This window comes from Nonomuraea sp. NPDC003214, from assembly GCF_053590035.1.
In genome coordinates, this window is sequence record NZ_JBSFSX010000008.1 from 18,122 (window position 1) to 36,710 (window position 18,589).

Sequence of the window (18,589 nt, forward strand, 5' to 3'; positions counted from 1 at the left end):
ACTCAACTTTGACCACAAGGACGTACTCATGGCACGTGCGGTAGGTATCGACCTTGGGACGACCAACTCCGTCGTCTCGATCCTCGAGGGCGGTGAGCCCACCGTCATCGCCAACGCGCAGGGCTCGCGGACCACGCCGTCCGTGGTCGCCTTCGCGAAGAACGGCGAGGTCCTGGTCGGCGAGGTCGCCAAGCGACAGGCCGTCACCAACGTGGACCGGACGATCCGCTCGGTCAAGCGCGAGATCGGCACCAACTGGTCCCAGGAGATCGACGGCAAGAAGTTCTCCCCGCAGCAGATCAGCGCCTTCGTGCTGCAGAAGCTCAAGCAGGACGCCGAGGCCTACCTGGGCGAGAAGATCACCGACGCGGTGGTCACCGTCCCGGCCTACTTCAACGACGCCCAGCGCCAGGCCACCAAGGAGGCCGGCACCGTCGCGGGCCTCAACGTGCTGCGCATCATCAACGAGCCGACCGCGGCCGCCCTGGCCTACGGGCTCGACAAGGAGGAGGACCAGACGATCCTGGTCTTCGACCTCGGCGGCGGCACCTTCGACGTGTCCCTGCTCGACGTCGGCCAGGAGGACGGCCACGGCTTCGTCGAGGTCAAGGCCACCTCGGGCGACAACCACCTCGGTGGTGACGACTGGGACCAGCGCGTCGTCGACGAGCTCGTCAAGCGCTTCCAGAACGCCCACGGCGTCGACCTGGCCAAGGACAAGATGGCGCTCCAGCGTCTGCGCGAGGCGGCCGAGAAGGCCAAGATCGAGCTGTCCAGCCAGTCCGAGACCAACATAAACCTGCCCTACATCACCGCCTCCTCCGAGGGCCCGCTGCACCTGGACGAGAAGCTCACCCGCAGCGAGTTCCAGCGGCTGACGGCCGACCTGCTCGAGCGGACCAAGGGCCCGTTCAACCAGGTCATCAAGGACGCCGGCATCAAGGTCTCCGACATCGCCCACGTGGTGCTCGTCGGCGGCTCGACCCGCATGCCCGCCGTCTCCGAGCTCGTCAAGGAGCTGACCGGCGGCAAGGAGCCCAACAAGGGCGTCAACCCGGACGAGGTCGTCGCCATCGGGGCCGCCCTGCAGGCCGGCGTGCTCAAGGGCGAGGTCAAGGACGTCCTGCTGCTCGACGTGACCCCGCTGTCGCTGGGCATCGAGACCAAGGGCGGGATCTTCACCAAGATCATCGAGCGCAACACCACGATCCCGACCAAGCGCTCCGAGGTCTTCACCACGGCCGAGGACAACCAGCCGTCGGTGCAGATCCAGGTCTACCAGGGCGAGCGCGAGATCGCCTCCTACAACAAGAAGCTGGCCACGTTCGAGCTGACCGGCATCGCCCCGGCGCCGCGCGGCATCCCGCAGATCGAGGTCACCTTCGACATCGACGCCAACGGCATCGTCAACGTCTCCGCCAAGGACCTGGGCACGGGCAAGGAGCAGACGATGACGATCACCGGCGGCTCCGCGCTGCCGAAGGACGACATCGAGCGGATGATGCGCGAGGCCGAGTCCTACGCCGAGGAGGACAAGAAGCGCCGCGAGGAGGCCGAGGTCCGCAACAACGCCGACGGACTGGCCTACCAGACGGAGAAGTTCCTCCGCGAGAACGACGACAAGGTCCCCGGCGACATCAAGACCGAGGTCAACGACGCGCTCGCCGAGCTGAAGAAGGCTCTGGAGGGCACCGACACCGACGTCATCCGCACCTCGGCCGAGAAGCTCGCCACGGTCAGCCAGAAGATGGGTTCGGCGATCTACGCCCAGGGCCAGCAGGCCGCCGGCGGCGAGGGCGCCCCGCAGGACGCCTCCGCCCCTGGTCAGGAGCAGAAGGCCGACGAAGACGTCGTCGAGGCCGAGATCGTGGACGACGAGCCGAAGAAGGACAAGTGATCAAGTGATGCCGCCGCGTGACAACGGGCACGATGAGCCGGTGATCCGCGACAATCGCAAGATCGACCCGGAGACCGGGGAGGTGCGGACGCAGGCCGAGGAGAGCGAGGAGGCCGAGCAGCCGCCCGCGCCGGCCGCCGGAAGCGCCGCGGACGGCGCCGTCGACGGCGAGCTGCAGGCGCAGCTCGCCGAGCGGACCGCCGACCTCCAGCGTCTTCAGGCCGAATACACCAACTACCGCCGCCGGGTGGAGCGCGACCGCGTCGCGGTCCGCGAGCTGGCCGTGGCGGGAGTGCTCACCGAGCTGCTGCCCGTGCTCGACGACATCGGCCGGGCCCGCGACCACGGCGAGCTCACCGGAGGCTTCGCGAAGGTGGCAGAGTCTCTGGAATCGGTGCTCACCAAGCTCGGCCTCAGCCCCTACGGCCAGAAGGGCGACCCCTTCGACCCGACGGTGCACGAGGCCCTGATGCACAGCTACTCGCCGGAGGTGACCGAGCCGACCGCCGTCGAGGTGCTGCAGCTCGGCTACCGCATGGGCGAGCGGGTGCTGCGCCCCGCGCGGGTCGCGGTCGCCGAGCCCGGGGACGCCCCCTCGGCGTCCGATGACGAAGACAACTGACGAGGACGAAGGGCGTTAGATGAGCACCAAGGACTACCTGGAGAAGGACTACTACGCCGTCCTTGGTGTGCCCAAGTCCGCCAGCGCCGAAGACATCAAGAAGGCCTATCGCAAGCTGGCCCGCCAGTATCACCCCGACACCAACCAGGGTGACCCGTCCAAGGAGACCAAGTTCAAGGAGGTCTCCGAGGCGTACGACATCCTGTCCGACAGCAAGCGCCGCAAGGAGTACGACGACGCGCGCACGCTGTTCGGGTCGGGGGTGGGCGGCCAGCGCGCGGGCGGCGGCTTCCCGTTCGACTTCGGCGACCTGTTCGGGGGGACGACCGGGCAGCAGCAGCCCGGCCAGGGCGCCGGGGAGCGCTTCAGCGACCTGTTCGGCGGCCTGTTCAACCGGGGCGGCGCGGGCACCCGCAGCACCGGCGCGACCAGGCCGCGGCGTGGGCAGGACATCGAGTCCGAGGTCACGCTCTCGTTCACCGAGGCGGTCGAGGGCACCACGGTCTCGCTCCGGCTGACCAGCTCGGCGGCGTGCACCGGGTGCAGCGGCACGGGGGCCAAGGCCGGCACCACCCCGCGGGTCTGCCCGACCTGCGAGGGCACCGGCGCGGCAAGCCGCAACCTGGGCAACTTCGCCTTCTCCGAGCCCTGCCGCGACTGCAAGGGCCGCGGCCTCCTCGTGGACGACCCCTGCCCCGTGTGCGACGGCAGCGGCCGGGCCAAGAGCACCCGCACGATCCAGGCGCGCATCCCCGCGGGGGTCGCCGACGGGCAGCGGGTCAAGCTCAAGGGCAAGGGCGCACCGGGCGAGAACGGCGGCCCGGCGGGCGACCTGTACATCCAGACGCACGTCAAGCCGCACGCCGTGTTCGGCAGGTCGGGCGACAACCTGACCATCACCGTGCCGGTGACGTTCACCGAGGCCGCTCTGGGCGCCGAGATCAAGGTGCCGATCCTCAAGGGCATGCCCGTCACGCTGCGCATCCCGCCGGGCACGCCCAACGGGCGCACGTTCCGGGTCCGCGGCCGGGGCGCCGCCCGCAAGGACGGCACCAAGGGAGACCTGCTCGCCAGCGTCGAGGTCGTCGTGCCCAAGACGCTGGACGACAAGTCACGCGAACTCCTGACGGAGTTCAACACCGCGACCGCGGCCGAGGACCCGCGGGCTGATCTCATACAGAGAGCCAGAAGCGAGTAGCCGATGGACGCCAACTATTTCGATCTCTCAGACGACACACCCGTCTACGTGATCTCGGTGGCCGCGCAGCTGTCGGGGCTGCACCCGCAGACCCTGCGGCAGTACGACCGGCTCGGGCTCGTGTGCCCGGGCCGCACCGCGGGGCGCGGCCGCCTCTACTCCACACGCGACATCGTCCAGCTGCGCGAGGTCCAGCGGCTCTCCCAGGAGGAGGGCATCAACCTCGCCGGCATCAAGCGGATCCTGGAGCTGGAGAACGAAGCGCTGCGACTGCGCGAGGAGGTTCACCGGCTGCGCGCCGAGATGCAGATGGTCAGGGCGCTGATCCGCTACGAGCTGCCACCGGGGGCCTAGAAAGCAATGGACTACAAGCTCACCCAGAAGAGCCAGGAGGCTCTCGCGGGTGCCATGAGGCGCGCCGCCGCCGAGGGCAACCCCGAGATCGCCCCGGCTCACCTGCTCACCACGCTGCTCGGCCAGACGGGCGGCACCGCCGTGCCGCTGCTCGACGTCGTCGGCGCCGACTGGCGCACGCTGCGCGCCAAGGCGGAGGAGCAGCTCGCGACGCTGCCCAAGGCGCAGGGCGCCACCGTCGGCGCCCCGTCGAGCTCCCGTCACCTCCTCAAGGTGATGAACACCGCCGCCCAGCACGCCAACCGTCTGGAAGACCTCTACGTCTCCACCGAGCACCTGCTCGTCGGCCTCGCGGCCGACGGCGGCCCGGTCGCCGACCTGCTCAAGGCGCAGGGCGCGACCCCGCAGGCGCTGCTCGACGCGTTCGAGAAGGTACGGGGCAACGCCCGCGTCACCAGCGAGACCCCCGAGGACACCTACCAGGCGCTGCAGAAGTACGGCGTCGACCTGACCGAGCGCGCCCGCGCGGGCAAGCTCGACCCGGTCATCGGCCGCGACTCCGAGATCCGCCGCGTCGTCCAGGTGCTCAGCCGCCGCACCAAGAACAACCCGGTGCTGATCGGCGAGCCCGGCGTCGGCAAGACCGCCGTCGTCGAGGGCCTGGCCCAGCGCATCGTGGCCGGCGACGTGCCCGAGTCGCTGCGCAACAAGCGGCTCATCTCGCTCGACCTGGGCGCGATGGTGGCCGGCGCCAAGTACCGGGGCGAGTTCGAGGAGCGGCTCAAGGCCGTGCTCTCCGAGATCAAGGAGAGCGAGGGGCAGATCGTCACGTTCATCGACGAGCTGCACACCGTCGTCGGCGCGGGGGCCGCCGAGGGCGCCATGGACGCGGGCAACATGCTCAAGCCGATGCTGGCCCGCGGCGAGCTGCGCATGATCGGCGCCACGACGCTCGACGAATACCGCGAGCGCATCGAGAAGGACCCGGCGCTGGAGCGGCGCTTCCAGCAGGTCTACGTGGGCGAGCCCACGGTCGAGGACACGATCGCGATCCTGCGCGGGCTCAAGGGCCGCTACGAGGGCCACCACCAGGTCCAGATCGCCGACGGCGCCCTCGTGGCCGCCGCCGCGCTGTCCGACCGCTACATCACCAACCGCTTCCTGCCCGACAAGGCCATCGACCTGGTCGACGAGGCCGCCTCGCGGCTGCGCATGGAGATCGACTCCCGCCCTGTGGAGATCGACCAGCTCCAGCGCAACGTCGACCGGATGAAGATGGAGGAGCTCGCGCTCTCCAAGGAGACCGACGACGCCTCCGTACAGCGCCTCGAACGGCTCCGCCAGGAGCTCGCCGACCGCCAGGAGGAGCTCAACGCGCTCGTCGGCCGCTGGGAGAACGAGAAGGCCGGCCTCAACAAGGTCGGCGAGCTGAAGAAGCAGCTCGACGAGGCGCGCGGCACCGCCGAGCGGGCCCAGCGCGACGGCGACTTCGAGACCGCGTCCAAGATCATGTACGCCGAGGTGCCCCGGCTGGAGCAGGCCATCAAGGCCGCCTCCGAGGCCGCGCCGCCCGACAACGCCATGGTCAAGGAGGAGGTCGGGGCCGACGACATCGCCGAGGTGATCTCGTCCTGGACCGGCATCCCGGCGGGCCGCCTGCTGGAGGCGGAGACGGCCAAGCTGCTCCGGATGGAGGAAGAGCTGGGCCGGCGCCTGATCGGCCAGCAGCAGGCCGTACAGGCCGTCTCCGACGCGGTCAGGCGCAGCCGGGCCGGCATCGCCGACCCCGACAGGCCGACGGGCTCGTTCCTGTTCCTCGGACCGACCGGCGTCGGCAAGACCGAGCTGGCCAAGGCGCTGGCCGAGTTCCTGTTCGACGACGAGCGGGCGATGACCCGCATCGACATGAGCGAGTACGCCGAGAAGCACAGCGTCGCCCGGCTCGTCGGCGCGCCTCCCGGTTACGTCGGCTACGAGGAGGGCGGCCAGCTCACCGAGACCGTCCGGCGGCGCCCCTACACGGTCGTGCTGCTCGACGAGGTGGAGAAGGCCCATCCCGAGGTCTTCGACGTGCTGCTCCAGGTGCTCGACGACGGCCGGCTCACCGACGGGCAGGGCCGCACCGTCGACTTCCGCAACACGATCCTGATCCTCACCTCCAACCTGGGCTCGCAGTTCCTCGTCGACCCCCAGCTCGAGAACGGCGCCAAGCGCGAGGCCGTCATGACCGCCGTACGGGCCGCGTTCAAGCCGGAGTTCCTCAACCGGCTCGACGACGTCATCCTGTTCGACGCGCTCGGCTCCGAAGAGCTGACCAGGATCGTCGACCTCCAGGTCGACCGGCTCGCCCGCCGGCTGGCCGACCGCAGGCTCGTCCTGGAGGTCACCCCGGCGGCCCGCGAATGGCTGGCGCTCACCGGCTACGACCCGCTGTACGGCGCCCGGCCGCTGCGCCGGCTCGTCCAGTCGGCCATCGGCGACAAGCTCGCCAGGGCCGTGCTCGCCGGTGACGTCGTCGACGGCGACAAGGTCCTCGTCGATCTCGGCGACGACGAGCTCACCGTCCAGCGCGGCTGACCACAGCCCGCACACAGCGCCCGGAGGCCGGTCGGCCCCCGGGCGCACGCGTTCCACGCCCCGGTCATCGGCGCCCCGCGTGCGTAAGGATCGGCCCAGCCTTCGGGCAAGCGGCCCACCCCGCACCGCGGGCCTGGCTAGCTTCAGCGTTCGTCAGATCACCGAGCACGATCAGGGGGACGTGAAATGTCATCTCGGAGCATCCGAAGCATCCTTGCCATGGTCACTCTGACCGCGGGGGTCACCTGGCTGGGGGCGGGCGCCGCCGAGGCTGCCGCTCCGTGCCAAGAGCGGTCGGCGACCGTACGCGCCCAGCGAACCGTCACCACGATGTGCGACGGCGTCACCCGGTTCGGGGTGGACGACCCCACCGGCACCGCCGAGCTCGTCGAGTCCGAGACCTCCCGCCTGGCCCACAGCGCCGCCCGGCTCGCCCAGCGCATCGGCCTGACCGGTCTCGGCTCCGTCCGCGCCATGGGCCTCTCCGACCTCGGCGGCTTCGCCGCCTCCTCCGCCATGCCCGCGCTCTCCCAGGGCGTCCCCCTCTCCGGCGCGCTGCCCAGCCTCACCCGGCTGCCCGAAGTGCCGGACCTGCCCAACCTGCCCACCATCCCCGGCATCCGCGACCTGCCCGTCGGCGCCAGCGTCGGCAAGCTGCCCGACCCCGCCAAGGTCGCCGCCGAGGGCTTCAAGGCGCCCCTCAACCTGCCCCAGCCGGTCAACAAGCTCAAGGACGAGCTCGTCAACAAGATGCTGCCGCAGGTCCCGGCGGCCGTCGGCGGCATCAACGACGCCACCCGGCTCCCGGACGCGCACACCTCCCTCACGGGCCTGCTGGACGCCCTCGACCTGAGCTGACCACCGGGCCTGCCTTCCCCGGCCGCCCACCGACCGCACCGGCGCGGCGCCCCGGGAGCACGCCCCCCGCGAACCGTGGCGCGGGCCGCGCCACCCGCCCACGGTTTCCTGAGGGGCCGCGACCCCGCCGTCGCGGCCCCTCAGCACGTACGCGCCCGCCAGGTCCCCACGCAGGACGGCGAGGGCAACGCAGCACGGCGGGGTGTTGTCCCCGTCTTACCGGCCCTCGGCCCGTCTTGCGGGGGCGTCGGCGGGCAGGGGGCAGCGCGGCGCCGCGCAGGTCGCCCCCGGGAGGCCGCTCGCAGATGGCCACGGCCGGGGGCGGCTCCCTCCGCACGGAGGGCGTCGGCCCCGGCGGGGTCAGGAGATGAGGGCGTCGAGGTCGTCTTCCGGCAGGCCGAGGTCGACCCGGATGCGGTAGCGGGTGCGGAGCATCGCCTTGTGCTCCGGGTCGTCCTCGTCACAGGCCAGCACCGCCTGGGTCACCCACTCGAGCCCGCCCTGGAGGTCACCGTAGGCGACCAGGGTCTCGGCGACCGTGTGGGCGGTGGCCGCCGAGGCGGCTCCTTCGGCGCGGATCGTCTCGATGACCTCCCTGGCCTCGTCGTGCCGGTCGAGCTCGAACAGCGTGTCGGCGATGCCGGCACGCGGGTCGAAGCTGACCTCGCCGCCGTCTTCGAGCGCGCGCTGGAAGCATTCCAGGGCACGCGCGGGCTGCCCGGCGGCTCTCCACTCCTCGGCGGCCTGGACCAGGATGGACGCCCTGGAAACGTCGCCGGTGGAATAGCTGAGCGCCACGTCGTACAGCCGCCTGGCCAGCGAGCTGTGGTCGTCGGCCAGCAGCGCCTGCTCGAGCAGGCGATCAAGGTGCTCACGGGTCACATGCGCCACAACGCGAGACTACCGAGCGCGCTGCGGTTTCGCCCGGTCAATGCGTATCGCGGATGACGATCGGCTATGGCAACGCGTTGGCCAAGGCTGCCCATGCCGTGCGTATCACCGCACGTCAACGGGCAGGTACGGAGTGTGCCTCCGCGACGGAAGGGGCTGACGATGGGCAGGTCCAGGCAGTTGACCTTCACGTTGGCCTGTGCCGTGGTGCTGTCGGCCCTGGTGCCGGGGGTGTCCGGCTACCTGTCGGCCCGGCTGGAGGCGATCGAGTCGGCGGAGCGCAACCTGCGGGCGTTGGAGGCGAGGCTCGACGCCCGGCAGGCGCGTCACGTCCGTCCGGTGTCGTTCCCGGCGCCGTGCGACCTGCCGGGCCGGCGTCCTGACTGGCTGCCGGAGTTGCTGGAAGCGCTGAAGGGTCAGGGCCGGCCGGCGGTCGCCGATCGTCCGGGGCACGGCTGACGGGTCAGCCGGCCTGCCGGGCCCAGGAGGCGAGCTGGCGGGACAGGAAGCCGCAGACGAGCTGTTTCGCGGCTTCGATGATCTCCGGTGAGCCGTCGGGGTCGCGCCGGAAGGCGAGCTTGAGCACGGCGTCACCGGCCTCGACGGCGACCAGGACGGCCACGTCGAGCTGGTGGCTGTCGGCCAGCCCGAACTCCTTGAGCAGCAGCCCGCGCAGCCGCCCGGCGATCACGGCGTTGTTGTCGGAGTCGGAGTCGAGCAGGTTGAGGTCGACGACGTCGCCGAAGTGGAGGCTCTTGAAGCCGGCGACGGACCGGTGCATGGAGACGTACTCGTCGATGATCGCCTCGACGGCCTCCCACCAGCCCCGGTAGTCCTCCTCCATGAACCTGCGCCCGACCCTCGTGACGAACTGCTCCACGTTGCGCCGGGTGAGCTCCTGGGTGATGGCGCGCTTGTCGGGGAAGAACTGGTAGACGGAGCCGATCGCGACCCCGGCCCGTTCGGCGATGCGGGTCGTCGACAGGGCCTCGTAGCCGATCTCGTCGAGGAGCTCGGCACAGGCGTCGAGCATCCGCTCGACCCGGCGGGCGCTGCGGCGCTGGGTGGGCTGGCGGCGCAGCGGCTTCGGTGACGCACAGTCATCTTCTGCTAGCGGCGAGGACACAGGAAACATCTTCCCCCCATGGGGCCGATCGTTACCTGCGATTCTGCGGATTTCCTGGGAGCCGGTCCGTCAGCGTTCGGCCGACAGCCCGGCGCAGGAGCGCAGGGCCTTCCAGTCGGCGATGGCGCCGGTCCGCGCGGTGCCGGTCATGGGCACCGGGACGCCGCCCTGGATGGTGGCGGGGGTCCAGGAGTCCTTGAGCACCTTGCGGCCGTTGATCGTCAGCGTGAGCACGCCGGTCCGGCCGGTGGTGGCCGGGTTGGAGTTGTAGAAGACGAAGTTGCCGAGCCCGTAGCTGACGTAGGCGTTGTCCAGGTAGCCGGATCCGAGCAGGATGTGCGCGTGCCCGCCGACGATCACGTCGGCGCCCGCCTTGATGAGCTTGGGGGCGAGGGAGAGCTGCGCCTGGTTGGGGCACTTCTGCATCTCGGTACCCCAGTGCAGGTGGACGATCACGGTGTCGGAGTTGCGGCGCGCCTGCCGTACCGCCTTGATCAGGCGGGGCTCGTTCTTCGCGGAGGCCAGCCCGCCCTTGTCCGGCGTGGCCGTCCACGCCTGGATGAACTCGTCGTCGAGCACCTGGGTCGCGCCGATGATCGACACGCGGTTGCCGTTGACGACCTTCCGGTACGGCTTGTACGCCTGGGCCTCGTCGGCGCCGATGCCGACGACGGGGAACTTCGACCGCTTGACGGCGGCCAGCGAGTCCTGGAGGCCGCTGTCCATGTAGTCCATGCCGTGGTTGTTGGCCATCGACGCCACGTCCACGCCGGCGGCCTTGAGCGCGGTGAGCGCGCTGGCCGGGGCGCGGAAGGTGAACTGCTTGCCGGGGGCGGGGGTGCCGCCGGTGGTGATCGCCGTCTCCAGGTTGACCATGGCCAGGTCGGCCTTGCGCAGCACCTTGGCGATGGGGCCGAGGGCGGTGCGGGGGTCGTTCAGCCGCGGTCTGAGGATGCCCTCGAAGTGCACGTCCCCGCCGAAGGCGATGGTGTACGGCTTGCGCTGCGGCTTGGGGGGAGCGGTCGGCTCGGCGGACGTCTTGCCCGCGAGCTGCTCACGTCCGGGGGCGGCGGGTTCGGCTGATGAGCAGGCGACGAGGGACGCGACGACGACGGCTAACGCCGGGAGGACGCGGGGGAGGTTCATCGGTCGCCATTTCCGCTCGATTCAGACTTTCAGGGATGAGCATGCCATGTGCGGATGTTCCCCGCGCGGCTCGGCATCCCAGTCGAGAGCAGACCGTGACCAGCCAAACTGGATTCGTTCTCAAAGTTGAATGATTCAGGTTTAGGGCATAGCCTGAGCCGCATGAGGGACGATGACCTGCTGCGTCAGGCCGGACTCCGCGTCACGGCGGCCCGCCTGGCGATCATGCACACCGTGCGCGCCGGCGACCACCTCGACGTGGACGCCGTCTGCCGCGGGGTGCGCGAGCGCGTGGGTCAGGTGTCCCTCCAGGCCGTCTACGACTCGCTGCACGCGATGCACGGGGCCGGTCTTCTGCGGAAGATCGAGCCGATGGGCAGCCCGGCCCGTTACGAGGCCAGGGTGGGCGACAACCACCATCACCTCGTGTGCCGGCAGTGCGGATCGGTCACGGACGTCGACTGCGTCGCGGGGGCCGCCCCCTGCCTCGACCCGGTCGACTCCGCCGGTTACGTCGTGGACGAAGCCGATGTCACGTTCTGGGGCGTGTGCCCGAGCTGTCAATGATGATAATTCCGGAGGATCACGCGATGCCGACCAGGCCTCTCACCACCGACGACGCGGGCGTTCCCGCGCCGAGCGACGACCATTCGCTCTCCGTCGGCGCGAACGGCCCCCTGCTTCTTCAGGACCACTACCTGATCCAGAAGATGGCGCACTTCAACCGTGAGCGCGTGCCCGAGCGCGTGGTCCACGCCAAGGGCGGCGGCGCGCACGGCCGGCTGCGGATCACCGAGGACGTCAGCCAGTTCACCCGCGCCGGGCTCTTCCAGAAGGGCAAGGAGACGCCGCTCTTCCTGCGCTTCTCCACCGTCGCCGGCGAGCTCGGCAGCGCCGACACCGCCCGCGACCCGCGCGGCTTCGCGATCAAGTTCTACACCGACGAGGGCAACTACGACATCGTCGGCAACAACACGCCGATCTTCTTCATCCGCGACCCGCAGAAGTTCTCCGACTTCATCCACAGCCAGAAGCGGCGCGCCGACAACCACCTGCACGACCACAACATGCAGTGGGACTTCTGGACCCTGCACCCCGAGTCGGCCCACCAGGTGTCGTTCCTCATGACCGACCGCGGCACGCCCGCCTCCTGGCGGCACATGCACGGCTTCGGCTCCCACACCTTCCTGTGGTACAACGCCGCGGGCGAGAAGTTCTGGGTGAAGTATCACTTCAAGACCGACCAGGGCATCCGCAACTTCACCGCCGCCGAGGCCGACGCGCTCGTCGCGACCGACCCCGACTACCACATCCGCGACCTGTACGACTCGATCAAGCGCGGTGACCACCCGTCGTGGACGGTCAACGTGCAGATCATGCCGTTCGAGGACGCCGCCGACTACCGGTTCAACCCGTTCGACCTGACCAAGGTGTGGCCGCACAGCGACTACCCCGAGATCACGATCGGCAGCTTCACCCTCGACCGCAACCCGGACAACTACTTCGCCGAGGTCGAGCAGGCGGGCTTCGAGCCGGCCAACCTGGTGCCGGGCATCGGCCCGTCGCCGGACAAGATGCTGCAGGGCCGCCTGTTCTCCTACCCCGACGCGCACCGCTACCGCATCGGGCCCAACTACCTGCAGCTTCCGATCAACCAGCCGAAGTCGCCGGTCAACTCCTACAACTTCGACGGCCCGATGACGTTCCGGAACCCGCAGGACCCGGTCTACGCGCCCAACAGCTACGGCGGCCCGGCGGCCGACCCGTCGCTGTACGAGGGCTCGCACTACAGCGTCACCGGCGAGATCGTCCGCTCGGCCTACACCAAGCACGCCGAGGACGACGACTTCACCCAGCCGCGCGCGCTGTGGGAGAACGTGCTGTCCGACACCGACCGCGCCCACATGGTGTCCAACATCATCGGCCACGCCTCCAAGCCGGAGGTCACGGGCGAGATGAAGAAGCGGGTCGTGGACTACTGGACCAACGTCCACAAGGACCTCGGCCAGGGCGTCGCCCAGGGCCTCGGCCTGCTCTGATCTGACGGATCCGGCGGCGCGTCCCTCTCCGGAGGCACGCGCCGCTCCCGTGCGGGGGAAGTTCGCACTCGGGGAGCGGGAAGGCGCGGCACGAATGGCCGTGTCGCGGGTGATCTTGGGGCGGGTGCTGTGCCAGGATGTGGCTCCTGCGAACGGCCCTGCGGGTTGCTGCGACCAACACGCCAGGGCCGTTCGTCACGCTCCGGCCGTCAGGGCCTCCAGGTCGAACTCGCCGTCGCGGACGCCGGCGGTGAAGGCCGCCCATTCGGCCGGGGTGAAGACCAGGATGGGGCCGTCCTGCTCCTTGCTGTCCCGCAGCGCGACGTTGCCGTCGGCCAGGGGGGCGACTTCGACGCAGCTGCTCGCGCCGTTGCAGAAGCTGCTCTTCTGCCATGCCGCCATCGTGGGTTGGGTGCGCATTTTCTCCCCAAATGGGTAAAGGGGCGCCATTGCCCCTTGATGTTGTTCTTTTCGCTAGCCCCGCCACATCATGGCCTTGCGCTGGATGAGCACGCGTGATTCGTCCTCGTCAAGCGCCTGCGACCTGATGTGCTCGAAGGCGGTCTCGTAACCAGCCACCCGTTCGAGATCTTCGACGAAGTGTGCAGTATAGAGCTGCTCCAGGTAGACCACATCGTCGAACTCCGCGAACTTCAGGTGAATGAACGCCCCGGTGTTGACCGGATGGAGCGCGTCCATCGGCAGCACCTGGACACTCACGTGCGGCAGCAGGGACAGCTCCAGAAGGTGCTCCATCTGCTCCCGCATCACCGAGGGCTCGCCGAATCGGCGCATCAGGGCCGGCTCGTCGAGCACGAAGCGCATCTGGCAGGGATCCGCCCGGTGCATGACCAGCCGCTGACGGTCGAGGCGGGCCTCGACCCGGCTCCGGACACCGCTGTGCGTGATGCGCACGATGCCGCGGACGGCCAGGATGACCTCTCGCGCGTAGTCCTCGGTCTGTAGGAGGCCGGGCACGATCTGGGGTTCCCAGTTGCGCTGAAAAGTGGCCTCCGCCTCCAACCCGAGGAATCTTGTGTATTCCTCGGGCAGAGCGTCTTCGTAATCCTCCCACCACCCACGCTGGTCCGCGTCTCGCAACAAGCCGAAGAGTTCTTCAAGTTTGTCGCCGTCGGCGCCGTAGAGCTTGGCCATCGCCTTGACGTCTTCGGTGCTGGGCATGGTCTTGGCCGCTTCGATGCGGCTGATCTTGCTGGGCGACCAGCCGAGCTCGTGGGCGGCCTTGGAGCCGGTCAAACTGCGCCGCTCGCGCAGGAGGCGCAGCTCCTGGCCGAGTCTCAGCCTGCGGACGGTGGGGCTGCCCTGCTTCGATGGCACCGTCGACTCTCCTTGCCGGGAATGAAGGTGTAGCCGGAAGGGATCGTTTCGAGCCCGCCGTTCTGGGCCGTTCACTTAATCTTACACTGCAACTTGCACGAGTACTGCCGCGAGGCCTTGCCAGAAGGCTGACATGGGTAGAGCGTAGAGGCAAGCAACGCTCCTCAGGGGAAAGGAGCCGGGGGCCGTGTTCGCCGTGTTCGTCAACCCATTCCGCGCCTCTATGCGCCCGCGCTTATTGCGTGCAAGTTGCATTGACCTGTGCACCGCAAGACGTCGCACAATCTGCGAAGAAATTCCAATCTTTCTTGCGAAAGGTATTGCAGCAGGGCAGGGGCGGGAGGACGATCGTCCCAGGAAGGTTCACCTTCTCGCTGAAAGCGGCTCAGGCCGCCACACCGGCAACGTCGCCGTCCCGGATTCGAATCACCGCCCCAGGGAGGCCGCCTGCCGGAGGGATCTCACACTCGCCTGAAGAATCGCCGCCGTCATCGCTCATCAGAGCACAGCGAATGCCGGACCGAGGCCAACGCACGCGCCCGCCGCATCAAGGGCTGCCACCCTGCGACGCGGCCGTCATCGGCCTGCAGTCCGGCGGAAAGAAGCCACCTCGAGTAATGCCGCGAAAGGGGTCTTCTATGTACTCACAAGGTACCAAGGGACTCGGTCGAATCAAGTCCCGGCTCCTGGAACACATCGCCTGGGCCGACAGGGAGATCTGCTGGGAGCCCGACGAGTTCGCCATGCGCAGGGGCTGGACCGTGACCAGGACCGGCTTCGGCGCCCGTCGCTACCGCGACCCACGCTTCGACCAGCTCAGGATCGCGCTCAAAGTGCCGGAGGAGGTGTCCTGACATGCCGAGGAACCCGCGCAACCAGATCTTCCCGGCCAACGAGGACCTGCCGGCCGCGCGCGGCGCGGGGCCGCTGGTGCGGCTCTGGCGCGCCCGCAGCGAGCTGCTGCTGGCCGCCGCGCTCGCGCTGTTCGCGCTGACCGTGCTGGGAGCCGCGCAGGAGGGCAGCTGGCTGCCGTTCATCCTGCTGACCAGCGCCGTCTCCATGCCGGCTGCCACGAGGGCCGGCCGGAGCTGGCTGACCGCGCACTTCTGGTGCGTGGTGTCCCGGCACCGGCTGCAGCGCACCTGCCTGGAGACCACCATGCACACCAGGGCGGGCCGGATCCCCCTGGTGCTGTGGATCACCCCGACCACCACGGGCGAGAAGGCGCTGATCCTGACCAGGGCCGGCATCAGCGCCGAGGAGTTCGGGGCGTACGCGGAGGAGATCGCCGCCGCCTGCTGGGCCAGGAGCGTCACGGTGCACCGGCACCGGGAGCGGGCCAACCTGGTGATCGTGGAGATCGTCCGGCGGGACGAGCTGCCGGGCGCCGTCTCCCCCGGGCTCGACCGGCTCTTCGGCCGCGGCGCGTGGGAAGCGCTCCGGCCCGGCCTCCGCGGCGACGTGCGCGAGGTGGAGGAGCCGCCCGATCTGAGCCGGCGGCTGGCGCTGCCGCAGCCGGGCTGAGGCTCCGGCGTCCGCCCGGGGCCAAGCGGCGGACGCCGGTACGAGGCCCCGGGGACCGCGGGGGCTCCGGGGCTTCCCAACGCCCTCCGCACTGAACGAGCATGCGGAACGGCCTTCCCCGCGGAGGGCGTACGGGTGAAGATGAGTTCAGATGACGAACTCAGGAGTGGCGATGACCTCGACCGTCCACCGGACCTGCCCGCTGTGCGAAGCCGTCTGCGGGCTCACGCTCACCCTCGACGACGGCGGCCGGGTCACGAGCGTGCGCGGCGACCGCGACGACCCCTTCAGCAAGGGCTTCATCTGCCCCAAGGGCGCCAGTCTCGGCAAGCTGGACGAGGACCCGGACCGGCTGAGCAGGCCGCTGATCCGCGAGGGCGACGTGTGGCGCGAGGCGGGCTGGGACGAGGCGTTCGCCGCCGTGAAGCAGGGCCTCGACCGGGTGGTGGCGGCGCACGGCCGCCAGGCGACCGGCGTCTACCTGGGCAACCCCAACGCGCACACGATGGCCGGGACGCTCTACGGCACGCCGCTGATCAAGGCGCTGGGCACCCGCAACGTGTTCTCCGCCAGCACCGCCGACCAGATGCCCAAGCACGTGGCCAGCGGGCTGATGTTCGGCCATCCGATGACCGTCGCGGTGCCGGACCTGGACCACACCGGCTACCTGCTCATGCTGGGCGCCAACCCGCTGGAGTCCAACGGCTCGCTCTGCACCGCGCCCGACTTCCCCGGCCGGCTCAAGGCCCTGCGGGCCAGGGGCGGGCGGCTGGTCGTGGTCGATCCGCGCCGCACCAGGACCGCCGCGCTGGCCGACGAGCACGTGTTCGTCCGGCCGGGCTCCGATGCGTACCTGCTGGCCGGCATCGCCCACACGCTGTTCGCCGAGGGCCTGACGGACGTGCGGCAGCGGGTCAACGGGCTGGCCGAGGTGCGCGACGCGGTCAAGCACTTCCCGCCCGAGGCCGTCGCCCGCCGCACCGGCGTGCCGGCCGAGGTGATCGTACGGCTGGCCAGGGAGCTGGCCTCGGCCCCGGCCGCGGCCGTCTACGCCAGGATCGGCACCTGCACGGCCGAGTTCGGCACCCTGGCGCAGTGGCTGGTGGACGTGCTGAACGTGCTCACCGGCAACCTCGACAGGCCGGGCGGCGCCATGTTCCCCAAGCCCGCCACGGGTTCGGCGGGCCGGCGCAGGACGTACACGGTGGGCCGGTGGCGGAGCCGGGTGCGCGGGCTGCCTGAGGCGAACGGCGAGCTGCCGGTGGCCACGCTCGCCGACGAGATCGAGACGCCGGGCGAGGGGCGGATCCGGTTCCTGGTCACGGTGGCGGGCAACCCGGTGCTGTCGGCGCCGCACGGCTCCCGGCTGGACGAGGCGCTGGCCGGGCTCGACTTCATGGTGAGCGTGGACCCGTACCTGAACGAGACCACCCGGCACGCGCACGTCATCCTGCCGCCGCCGCGCGTGCTGCAGTCGGGGCACTACGACTTCGCGCTGCTGGGGTTCGCGGTGCGCAACTACGCGCGTTACTCGCCGCCGGCGCTGCCGCTGGACGGGCGGCCGTCCGAGGCGGAGATCCTGGCCAGGCTGACCATGATCGCCTCGGGGCTGGAGGGCGATCTGGACGAGTTCGTGATCGGGCAGACGCTGGCCAGGGCGGTCGGCACGCCGGGCTCCGGGGTCGAGGGGCGCGACGTGGCGGAGCTGCGGGCCGCGCTGGACGGCGACACGGGCGCGGAGCTGCGGCTGGACCTCATGCTCAGGCTCGGGCCCTACGGCGAGTGGTCGGGCGAGGGGGACCTGTCGCTGCGCAAGCTGCTGGACCATCCGCACGGGCTGGATCTCGGGCCGCTGGAGCCGCGCCTGGACGAGCTGCTCAACACCGCGTCGGGGCTGGTCGAGCTGGCCCCGCCCGAGATTCTCGGGGACGTGGAGCGGCTGCGTGCCGGGCTGGAGTCGGAGCCGCCCGATCTGGTGCTGATCGGGCGGCGGCACCTGCGCTCCAACAACAGCTGGATGCACAACGTGGGCCCGCTGGTGGGCGGCAGCAACACGTGCACGCTGCAGATCAACCCGGCCGACGTGGCCCGGCTCGGGCTGGGCGAGGAGGCCGAGGTGCGCTCGGCGACGGGCCGGCTGACGGTGACGCTGGAGCCGACCGACACGATCATGCCGGGGGTGGTGAGCCTGCCGCACGGCTGGGGGCACACGGCGGGCGGCCAGCGCGTGGCGGCCGAGCACGCCGGGGTCAGCGCCAACGTGCTGACCGACGCGTCCACCCTGGATATTCTGTCCGGTAACGCAGTGTTCAACGGAGTTCCGGTAAGTATTTTGCCAACTGGGGTGATCACCGCACATTAGGGTGTCGCGCGTGACTATCGCACCAGAAGAGGACCGCCTGAACACACAGATCGCCTTCGCCGTCGAGATCGACAAGTTGAAGCGGATCATCCGCCGCAACCTGCTCATGGACGGCTCCCGGCGGGAGAACGACGCAGAGCACTCCTGGTACGTGGCCACGCTAGCCATGGTCCTGGGCGAGCACGCCCCGCCCGGGACCGACCTGCAGCGCGTGACGGCGATGCTGCTCGTGCACGACCTGGTCGAGATCGACGCGGGTGACACGTTCATCTACGACCCCGTCGCGGTGGCCGCGCAGGCGGAGGCCGAGCGGCAGGCCGCCGACCGGATCTTCGCGCTGCTGCCCGGCGACCAGGGGGCGCGGCTGCGCGAGCTGTGGGACGAGTTCGAGGCCAGGGAGACGCCCGAGGCGAGGTTCGCCAAGGCGCTCGACAGGTTCGCGCCGATCCTGGCCAACCATCACACCGAGGGCGGCACCTGGCAGCTGTTCAAGGTGACCTCGGCGATGGTGCTGGAGAAGGTCCGGATCATCGAGGAAGGCGCGCCCACGCTGGGCGCGTACGCCCGCGAGCTGGTCGAGCTCTCCGTCGCCCGGGGCCACCTGCCCGAGTGATGCCGGTAAGGCTGGGGTAGGGGAATGTCGTGAAAGAGACAGTT

The 18,589-nt window shown here is 70.0% G+C and carries 17 protein-coding genes and 1 pseudogene; 13 read left to right on the forward strand and 5 right to left on the reverse strand.

Features of this window, described 5'->3' with window-relative positions; all coding sequences use genetic code 11:
- Window positions 1-28: 28 nt before the first annotated feature.
- From dnaK to ACWDXC_RS24935, 6 genes and pseudogenes are all read left to right on the forward strand, one after another.
- The gene (gene dnaK / locus ACWDXC_RS24910) at window positions 29-1,897 is read left to right on the forward strand and encodes a molecular chaperone DnaK (protein ID WP_219509586.1); all 1,869 of its coding nucleotides are present in this window, start codon (window positions 29-31) and stop codon (window positions 1,895-1,897) included.
- Between the two features lie 7 nt (window positions 1,898-1,904).
- Window positions 1,905-2,519 (forward strand): nucleotide exchange factor GrpE, encoded by a 615-nt coding sequence (grpE, locus tag ACWDXC_RS24915; RefSeq protein ID WP_449985867.1) that lies wholly within the window; start codon window positions 1,905-1,907, stop codon window positions 2,517-2,519.
- Window positions 2,520-2,538: 19 nt separating this feature from the next.
- Window positions 2,539-3,717, forward strand: coding sequence for a molecular chaperone DnaJ (gene dnaJ / locus ACWDXC_RS24920; RefSeq protein WP_449985870.1), 1,179 nt, complete (start codon window positions 2,539-2,541; stop codon window positions 3,715-3,717).
- Window positions 3,718-3,720: 3 nt separating this feature from the next.
- Window positions 3,721-4,044: pseudogene (locus ACWDXC_RS24925) on the forward strand (heat shock protein transcriptional repressor HspR); the annotation flags it as partial.
- 33 nt (window positions 4,045-4,077) lie between these two features.
- The gene (gene clpB / locus ACWDXC_RS24930) at window positions 4,078-6,648 is read left to right on the forward strand and encodes an ATP-dependent chaperone ClpB (RefSeq protein WP_364167917.1); all 2,571 of its coding nucleotides are present in this window, start codon (window positions 4,078-4,080) and stop codon (window positions 6,646-6,648) included.
- Window positions 6,649-6,867: 219 nt separating this feature from the next.
- The gene (locus tag ACWDXC_RS24935; RefSeq protein ID WP_219509582.1) at window positions 6,868-7,506 is read left to right on the forward strand and encodes a hypothetical protein; all 639 of its coding nucleotides are present in this window, start codon (window positions 6,868-6,870) and stop codon (window positions 7,504-7,506) included.
- A 360-nt stretch (window positions 7,507-7,866) separates the two neighbouring features.
- Here ACWDXC_RS24935 and ACWDXC_RS24940 read toward each other — a convergent pair whose 3' ends face one another.
- On the reverse strand, window positions 7,867-8,397 hold the full coding sequence (locus ACWDXC_RS24940; protein WP_308125975.1) for a tetratricopeptide repeat protein: 531 nt from the start codon (window positions 8,395-8,397) through the stop codon (window positions 7,867-7,869).
- 180 nt (window positions 8,398-8,577) lie between these two features.
- On the opposite strand from ACWDXC_RS24940, the gene ACWDXC_RS24945 reads away from it, so the two are divergent.
- Window positions 8,578-8,856, forward strand: a complete 279-nt coding sequence (locus ACWDXC_RS24945) for a hypothetical protein (RefSeq protein ID WP_219509581.1) — start codon at window positions 8,578-8,580, stop codon at window positions 8,854-8,856.
- Window positions 8,857-8,860: 4 nt separating this feature from the next.
- Here the strand turns inward: ACWDXC_RS24945 and ACWDXC_RS24950 are convergent, their stop codons facing one another.
- Both ACWDXC_RS24950 and ACWDXC_RS24955 read right to left on the reverse strand, forming a co-directional pair.
- Window positions 8,861-9,430 (reverse strand): TetR/AcrR family transcriptional regulator, encoded by a 570-nt coding sequence (locus tag ACWDXC_RS24950; RefSeq protein WP_449986591.1) that lies wholly within the window; start codon window positions 9,428-9,430, stop codon window positions 8,861-8,863.
- A gap of 162 nt (window positions 9,431-9,592) precedes the next feature.
- Window positions 9,593-10,669, reverse strand: coding sequence for a CapA family protein (locus tag ACWDXC_RS24955; protein WP_364167923.1), 1,077 nt, complete (start codon window positions 10,667-10,669; stop codon window positions 9,593-9,595).
- A 162-nt stretch (window positions 10,670-10,831) separates the two neighbouring features.
- On the opposite strand from ACWDXC_RS24955, the gene ACWDXC_RS24960 reads away from it, so the two are divergent.
- On the forward strand, window positions 10,832-11,236 hold the full coding sequence (locus ACWDXC_RS24960; RefSeq protein ID WP_219509579.1) for a Fur family transcriptional regulator: 405 nt from the start codon (window positions 10,832-10,834) through the stop codon (window positions 11,234-11,236).
- A 23-nt stretch (window positions 11,237-11,259) separates the two neighbouring features.
- Window positions 11,260-12,708, forward strand: coding sequence for a catalase (locus ACWDXC_RS24965; RefSeq protein ID WP_449985877.1), 1,449 nt, complete (start codon window positions 11,260-11,262; stop codon window positions 12,706-12,708).
- 195 nt (window positions 12,709-12,903) lie between these two features.
- Here the strand turns inward: ACWDXC_RS24965 and ACWDXC_RS24970 are convergent, their stop codons facing one another.
- Together ACWDXC_RS24970 and ACWDXC_RS24975 are read right to left on the reverse strand one after the other, a co-directional pair.
- Window positions 12,904-13,128 carry a DUF397 domain-containing protein gene (locus ACWDXC_RS24970; protein ID WP_364167925.1) on the reverse strand — a complete coding sequence of 75 codons (225 nt, stop codon included), beginning with the start codon at window positions 13,126-13,128 and terminating at the stop codon, window positions 12,904-12,906.
- 54 nt (window positions 13,129-13,182) lie between these two features.
- A complete protein-coding gene (locus ACWDXC_RS24975) occupies window positions 13,183-14,046 on the reverse strand; it encodes a helix-turn-helix domain-containing protein (protein WP_219509576.1) in 864 nt (287 codons plus the stop codon).
- A gap of 638 nt (window positions 14,047-14,684) precedes the next feature.
- On the opposite strand from ACWDXC_RS24975, the gene ACWDXC_RS24980 reads away from it, so the two are divergent.
- The 4 genes from ACWDXC_RS24980 (at window position 14,685) to ACWDXC_RS24995 (ending at window position 18,545) form a co-directional block, all read left to right on the forward strand.
- Window positions 14,685-14,900, forward strand: coding sequence for a hypothetical protein (locus tag ACWDXC_RS24980; RefSeq protein ID WP_219509575.1), 216 nt, complete (start codon window positions 14,685-14,687; stop codon window positions 14,898-14,900).
- Between the two features lies 1 nt (window position 14,901).
- On the forward strand, window positions 14,902-15,570 hold the full coding sequence (locus tag ACWDXC_RS24985; RefSeq protein ID WP_449985881.1) for a hypothetical protein: 669 nt from the start codon (window positions 14,902-14,904) through the stop codon (window positions 15,568-15,570).
- Between the two features lie 151 nt (window positions 15,571-15,721).
- The gene (locus ACWDXC_RS24990; protein ID WP_449985884.1) at window positions 15,722-17,932 is read left to right on the forward strand and encodes a molybdopterin-dependent oxidoreductase; all 2,211 of its coding nucleotides are present in this window, start codon (window positions 15,722-15,724) and stop codon (window positions 17,930-17,932) included.
- A 1-nt stretch (window position 17,933) separates the two neighbouring features.
- Window positions 17,934-18,545 (forward strand): HD domain-containing protein, encoded by a 612-nt coding sequence (locus ACWDXC_RS24995; protein WP_219509573.1) that lies wholly within the window; start codon window positions 17,934-17,936, stop codon window positions 18,543-18,545.
- Window positions 18,546-18,589 lie beyond the last annotated feature (44 nt).